Below are 6483 nucleotides of genomic sequence, written 5' to 3' on the forward strand. Positions count from 1 at the left end.
TAATCGTCCCAAAATACTAGCTTTTTGAGCATGAAGAGCTGAAACAGGCAGACTTTTTCAAGGCCCCAAAAAGGCACTTGTCTTTATATATCAATGCTTTTAGATTTATTCAGCAAGCCCTAATTATTTAATTATTAACCCATATTCCGCACCACAAAATGTAGTATAGAATCAGGAGTCAGGAGTCAGGAGACAGGAGACAGGCGTAGTGGCGTGTCAAGACTAAAATTGTGGGTTAGGAGCGAGCAACCTTGGAGACCTCCCCCTCCTCCCCCTCCTCTGCTAACTGGCTATTGTTTATTGAATAAATATTCATACAAATTTTATGATATTGACAAATGATTTGATTTGTGCAGGTAGCTAATAACGGTTGATTTTGACTATGAAGGAAAGCCTAATTATATAAACTTTTACACAAAGTTTAATAAGTCATACCAGCCAATCTCTTACGTCTTGATTATGTAGATAGTCAACAGATGGAAGAGGAATATAATGGACTTTGCTTTAACCGAAAGGGGCAATTCCGATCTGGTTTGTCAGTTTTGGCAGCAATGGAATGAACATAGAGAAGTGCTATATCGGTGCTGTCTCAGGTTAATGAACTCTAACCAAACGGATGCGGAAGATGCTCTGAGTCGGGCAATGCTGAAAGCTTGGGAAAAGGTACAAAAGTTCGAGGGGAAAATTACTAATTTTAGGGCCTGGTTGATACAGTTGACTCGTAACCTCTGTATTGATATTTGTCGAAAACATTCTCGGGGGGCTACAGGTGTTGAAAATATTGAATGGGTTGGCGATACTGAGGAGATGGGTATGGCCTCTTCGGTGAAGTCGCCAGAGAGTTGTCTGGAGAGAGAGGAGAGGTGTATTGAGATTCGACGGGCGATCGCTGATTTACCGGAAACGTTGCGGGGGACTTTTATTTTACATTTTTATGAAGAGCTTACCCATACAGAAATTGCGGAACGGCAAGGGATATCTTACACCAATGTATGCAGGCGGATATGTTTGGCTAGAAAAGAGCTGAAAAAAAAGTTGAGCAGCTATTTTCAAGGGACGGGGGAGAAAGTAAGTGTTACAGCAAGGGGAGGTCGAAAATTGTCTACTCCCAGGAAAAATCAGGAAAAGCAGGACAGAAGTGAGTCGGAAGAAAAGAAAGGGTATGAGACGGGAACTAAACAAGAACGCGCTACATTCGATCGCCATTCTATTTCTCCATCACCCCACCTTCCACAGCTGGCTCCCCTCCTGGGAGGGGCGGGGGTGGGTTGGGTTAGGGGTGGGTTCCCATTACAAGAAGAGGTGGTAGAAATAGAAAAGTCTGAGTCTGTGGATATTTCTGTGGAGCTAGGGGATAATTTAGGTCAGACTATTCAGGAAACAGCAACAGTATCGGTAGAAGTAGAGAGCGATCGCTTAGTTGAGGTAGAAGAGCAAGAGTGTGTGGAGAGTGCTGTCGAGTCAAGGGAGCAAGTTGTTCAGGAGATTCAGGGGAACGCTACAGAATTAACAGAAGTAGAGTGTGTCGAGGTATTTGAAGTAGAACAAGATGGGTGTGTCGAAAGTTCGGTGGAGTCATATCAAATTCGGAGAATTACTATATCTAAGTCATTGCAGCTGAAACGGAGTGGAAGAAAACCATCTCAGGGGTTTAGGAGATTGCTTCCTATGGTGGAAATGACAACTGTTGAACGAGATTTTGTATCAAAGCATAATAGATATTTCGAGAAAATCAGTAATTTTATTCAACCATTTCTGGGAACTGGAAGAAATAGTTACCAGAAAAATCTTTTTTTGTACCACCCACTCTCTGAAAAAATCTCTTCCTTTTTGTCTGTTGTCTGTTGCTTATCAACTGACAGCAAAAGTTCCCAGAAAAAATGTTTTGTCTGTTGTTTATCTAGGGAGCAGACGCGATGGTTGAGACCGTATGTTATGTGGACGAGTTTGACAGGGGATAATACTAACTCTGGGTTAATATCTCGGTTAATGGGAGAGGTGAAACTTTTCCCTCGTGTTTGGAGTACATTGAAGGGTATTCAGTGGATTTGGCATAGATCGTTGATGGATACAGGGGGGTAATGTCTCTGGTGTGCTGTAGTCTTGTTGCCTCTTTACCAAAATTGCGTGAGAGGTTGATTTGGTGTGGCGATCGAGCGTTGACTGATTGAGAAAAGGTAGAACAGTATTCGTTGAGAGTTAACGCAGTCGTTGAGACGGTTTGGTTGGTAAGTTCTATAGTGAATGAGATTATGTTCAGTGGTGGAGTTAGACATGCGATTAACTAAATATGGGTCAACATATCGGTGACTTGGCGTGCTCTTATTTTAGCCTTATAGTTAGTTGTTTATTATAGGTTGTTCTCCGGGAGAATGGATTGGTAGTTGAAGGAGACAGGGGGGTAAAGTCTCAGGAGTGGCGGGGTAAAATTGCTAGTACGATCAAGGTTGTAGGATCGGTTGTATATGTGACTATTGCCAAGACGCGTTGAGGTTGGGTTATATTGTACAACTTGCTTCACCAAGTGATGTTAGCGGTGAAAATAGTTTGCTGTCGGGTGGTCATGCTCTAGATGTGGGTATTGATGCATCACAATAGATCGAAAGTTTATCAAATAAATGCTGTTTATAGTCCGTCAGATTTCAGTAGTGCCAGCGTCTAATAGATAAGCAAATAAATTGTGAGTGATAAAAATCTTCACCAATATAATTTGCGTCTCTAATAGTGTAGAAAATTGTGTCAACTATGCAAATGGAAGAACGAATGATTGAAACTAAGTCCCGCACTTTCCTACCTGTGTTCTTATGGCTGGGAGCTGTCTTGCTATCGTGTTTGTTGAGTCTTGCTGGTCCAATGTCGTCTGCGTCCGCAAACAATAATTATTATTGTCAAGTGGAGAGCAAGCCTGACTGTGATGTCACCATATCAACGAGTGATTCCCTGTATGCGGCCATTGCGAAGGACATTGACGATATAGAAATTTCCCTTGATAACGTGGATAGTTTTCGAGCGGCGCATGTGATAGTCACCCCGTATGATTTGGAGTATGATATCGAAGCAGGTGAAGACCTGGATGTTGATTTAGAGGTGGAAGGTGTCGGAGCCATCACGGTGTTCAACGACAGCGACAACTCCGGAACCAAAGTGGAGATTGATATCAAGAGTATCTAAGTTTAAATAATTAACTATTCGTTGTCGAAGTACTGATGTACTCGTGGCGGGATTATTAAGAAAGAATAGTGGTGTCTAGGTTCCCGCCCATGATAATGGCGAATGGTTGAAACATGGGTAGTCCTGAGAAAATCCAGGATCATCAGAACAGGAATATGATTTGATGTGATTAGCAGGTAAAGGGGCTATTGCCTCTTACCCAACCCTTTCTAAATTCAACCCTCTCAACTCCACTCCTAACCCTAATCAACCAACGGCGAGCGTATTCCTCAATGCGACTCGCCGTTGCATTTTGCTCGTAAAGTCGAGAAACCCGCTCAATAAACCGTTCCACTGCGTCTTTCTTATCTATTCATCATAATTACCTCCCTAGTAGTTGAACCAGTTTTTTCCCAAACTAAATTATTGAGCTGCTAGCCAAACTTAAGGCCGAGAGGTGCGATCGCTCTCCCCCATCTTTAGCTATAATATTCATGGCATCTGTTATTTCTCCCACATTTGGCTATTACCTCGGAGCTTTTGTGCCAGAAGAAAAGGAAGGAACTGTGGGAGGCAAAACTATTGCTGTGACTAAATTTTAGAGGGGTGAGAACGCCTTAACTTAACAGGGTAACTGCCATGCATCCATAAGTCCAATTATTTGTCAACCCTATAAATCTCATATAAATGGTACTCAGTTTTCTACTATTCGAGGTGTTCGCTCTGAGTCAATCCGTGAATACCTCTTATCTGTCTTTGCCGATATCTCCTATTTGAGATGAGTGAAAGCCTCATTCTCTCGTTACCTTCTAAACAGTTACCTTTTTTTTGTCAAAAATTGCGCTGTGAGATCGTCTTATAAATAGAGCGACAGAGGACAGAACATCAAATTTTGTCCAAAGTCCAAATCGTCTTATAAGTGTGCAAGAAAAATCTCAGTCTGAATTTATCACTCGTTATAGGAAGAGTACTTAGTCCTTGTGATTCCAATAATGGAGTAACTCTTACTGGGGTGAAAGCTGAAATTAGCTTGACACAAATAGTCTAAACTTGTTGATTTAGTTTGAAGTCATGAAAAAAATCTGTAGCCTATTACTTGTCTTGTGTTTCTGTTTCTTGGGAATAGCTGTTTCCCCCAATAATGCATTTGCTGAAGATTTCTGTAATGTGGAGGTGCTTGATGAAGGAGCATGTTACTACCCAGATATTTGTTATGAGGGTTCACCTACTTTCTTTAAAGAAGGTTTTGACAGTTTTTTGGAACACACTACAGGTTCTCTCAGAATAGGCCGACAATCTGAAGCAACACTAACACCAGCACGCTCGCCTGTCGAGGGACCAATAAAACCCAAAGCATTTAACTCAGATCTACCAGCTCTTCCCAGTAAAAACGACTTTGACAATCTTATAAATCTTTCAGATTTCCTTCTTTCAGTTGAACCGGCAGATCCCAAACGGCTAATTAGTTTTGACTTTCACAATCTTCAAAACCGACAACATTATTATCTCTCGACTTCAATTGATGAGGTTACATATATGGAATATGATGTATCTTTTCCCTGTCTGAATGCTAATAATCCTCCCCCAGTTAAAGTTAATAGTGATCAAGGAAATGTAGTCGTGGGAAGTATACTACCAGAAGATCAAGATAAAAAGCTTAAAGCTGAAATATACGTTGTCGATCAAACAGGGAAAGTCATAGAGAAAGTTTCCTTGTCTTTCCTATACGATGGTGAGAAAATAAAATCATCCATAGAAAAACCGCTTCCATCTAACATCTGCTTCATACAAAAGCAAGGTATTGACCCTCAATATGGTAATATTTTCGACCTTGAAATTCACAATGATCAATGCCCTGATTAAAATTCGCAATGATCAATAATTTTAACTAATATCCGAAAATTATAACAGCTAATATCTGAAAACAGAGCTAAACATTAATAAAAAAAACCTAGCTATGTTTTCAAGATCAGCTGTTAGTTACTGGATCTGGGAATGGCACGCTTGTTAAGGCTCAAACCTTGAACTGATGAGGAGTGTGGTGGGTGTAGTGAAAAAGAAGGTACATATCACGGCGCTGAATAGAGCCTCATCAACTGTTATTTCTCCCGCATTTTTCGGGTTAACTAAAATAGCTGCATCTCCAGCAACTTCTGGCAGGGATGAAATATTAGAAGTAATAACTGGAGTACCACACGCCATCGCTTCCAATACCGGAAAACCAAACCCTTCCCACAGACATGGAAAACTAGAGCGATCGCTTGACTAATTATTTTGGGTAATTCTGCTCTAGGAAGATCATACAGAATGTTTAAGTAAACAGTGTTTAGACAGACGCATTCCTAGTACTGAGCAGTTGCGCCAAGAGTTATCAGCATGGAATCAAGAGCGTAATCAAACTGCTAGTAAAGTGATTTGGCATTTCTCCACTGATGATGCTAGAGTCAAACTCCAACATCTTTATCCTGTGTTTGAAACTGTCGCACATTGATAAATAGGCTGTTTTGAGCTACCTATTGAAGAGCGAACGCCTGTTTTGAGCTGCCTATTGAAGAGCGAACGCCTGTTTTTGACTGTCTATTGAAGAGCGATCGCTTGTCAGTCCAATAGTCACTTTTGGCTGACTATTCTATTGCACCATTTTAGATGAAACAGTCCACTAGACTGACTTTTGACTTTTGAGTTAAATCTAATGCTTTTAACTTGAAAATTCTTAATTCATGACTTTTGACTTTTGAATTGAATCTAATGCACCATTTTAGATGAAACAGTCCAGTAGTAGACTGACACAGCTAAAACTGTGCACTCTTATTTTTGTTTCTAGGTGTCTTTTTCTCCCCACCCTCCCCACACTTCCCACACTCCCCACCCTCTCCATATTAGGGTTTGCTGAAAAAGTCTTATGGGTTAGAACGCTATTGGTAGGTGTTTTTTTCTCCCCACCCTCCCCACACTTCCCACACTCCCCACCCTCTCCATCTAATGCACCATTTTAGATGAAACAGTCCAGTCAGTTATGCGCTAGTAAAACGACCGCTTTTTCATCTCCTTGTAGTAGACTGACACAGCTAAAACTGTGCACTCTTATTTTTGTTTCTCGGTGTCTTTATCTCCCCATCTCCCCATCTCCCTATCTCCCTATCTCCCTATCTCCCTATCTCCCCATCTCCCCATCCCCCCATCCACCCATCTCCCCATCTCCCCACCCTCCCCACACTCCATCCCCCCACTCCATACACCCACCCCCCCTCCACCACACCACCCCCTCTCCCCACACCCCATACCTACCCACCAACAACCTTATCTGTGATGCCCGTCGCAGCGAGTGTCAAA

At 41.7% G+C, this 6483-nt stretch carries 5 protein-coding genes and 2 pseudogenes; 4 read left to right on the forward strand and 3 right to left on the reverse strand.

What is annotated here, in order from left to right:
• Nucleotides 1-492 precede the first annotated feature (492 nt).
• The gene (locus F6K54_RS37920) at nt 493-2082 is read left to right on the forward strand and encodes an RNA polymerase sigma factor (RefSeq protein ID WP_293089209.1); all 1590 of its coding nucleotides are present in this window, start codon (nt 493-495) and stop codon (nt 2080-2082) included.
• A 32-nt stretch (nt 2083-2114) separates the two neighbouring features.
• Here the strand turns inward: F6K54_RS37920 and F6K54_RS37925 are convergent, their stop codons facing one another.
• Entirely contained in the window at nt 2115-2276 is a 162-nt protein-coding gene (locus F6K54_RS37925; RefSeq protein ID WP_293089211.1) for a hypothetical protein, read from the reverse strand.
• A gap of 469 nt (nt 2277-2745) precedes the next feature.
• Here F6K54_RS37925 and F6K54_RS37930 point away from each other — a divergent pair, with 469 nt between their 5' ends.
• A complete protein-coding gene (locus F6K54_RS37930) occupies nt 2746-3171 on the forward strand; it encodes a hypothetical protein (protein WP_293089213.1) in 426 nt (141 codons plus the stop codon).
• A gap of 1095 nt (nt 3172-4266) precedes the next feature.
• Nucleotides 4267-5013 carry a hypothetical protein gene (locus F6K54_RS37935; protein WP_293089215.1) on the forward strand — a complete coding sequence of 249 codons (747 nt, stop codon included), beginning with the start codon at nt 4267-4269 and terminating at the stop codon, nt 5011-5013.
• Nucleotides 5014-5247: 234 nt separating this feature from the next.
• On the opposite strand, the pseudogene F6K54_RS37940 reads toward F6K54_RS37935, so the two are convergent.
• Nucleotides 5248-5435 (reverse strand): annotated as a pseudogene (locus tag F6K54_RS37940) (glycosyltransferase); the annotation flags it as partial.
• A 26-nt stretch (nt 5436-5461) separates the two neighbouring features.
• Between F6K54_RS37940 and F6K54_RS37945 the strand changes: the two are divergent.
• Nucleotides 5462-5641 (forward strand): annotated as a pseudogene (locus F6K54_RS37945) (IS630 family transposase); the annotation flags it as partial.
• Nucleotides 5642-6296: 655 nt separating this feature from the next.
• On the opposite strand, the gene F6K54_RS37950 reads toward F6K54_RS37945, so the two are convergent.
• A complete protein-coding gene (locus tag F6K54_RS37950) occupies nt 6297-6425 on the reverse strand; it encodes a hypothetical protein (RefSeq protein WP_293089217.1) in 129 nt (42 codons plus the stop codon).
• Nucleotides 6426-6483 lie beyond the last annotated feature (58 nt).

Source organism: Okeania sp. SIO3B5 (assembly GCF_010692555.1).
GTDB lineage: Bacteria > Cyanobacteriota > Cyanobacteriia > Cyanobacteriales > Microcoleaceae > Okeania.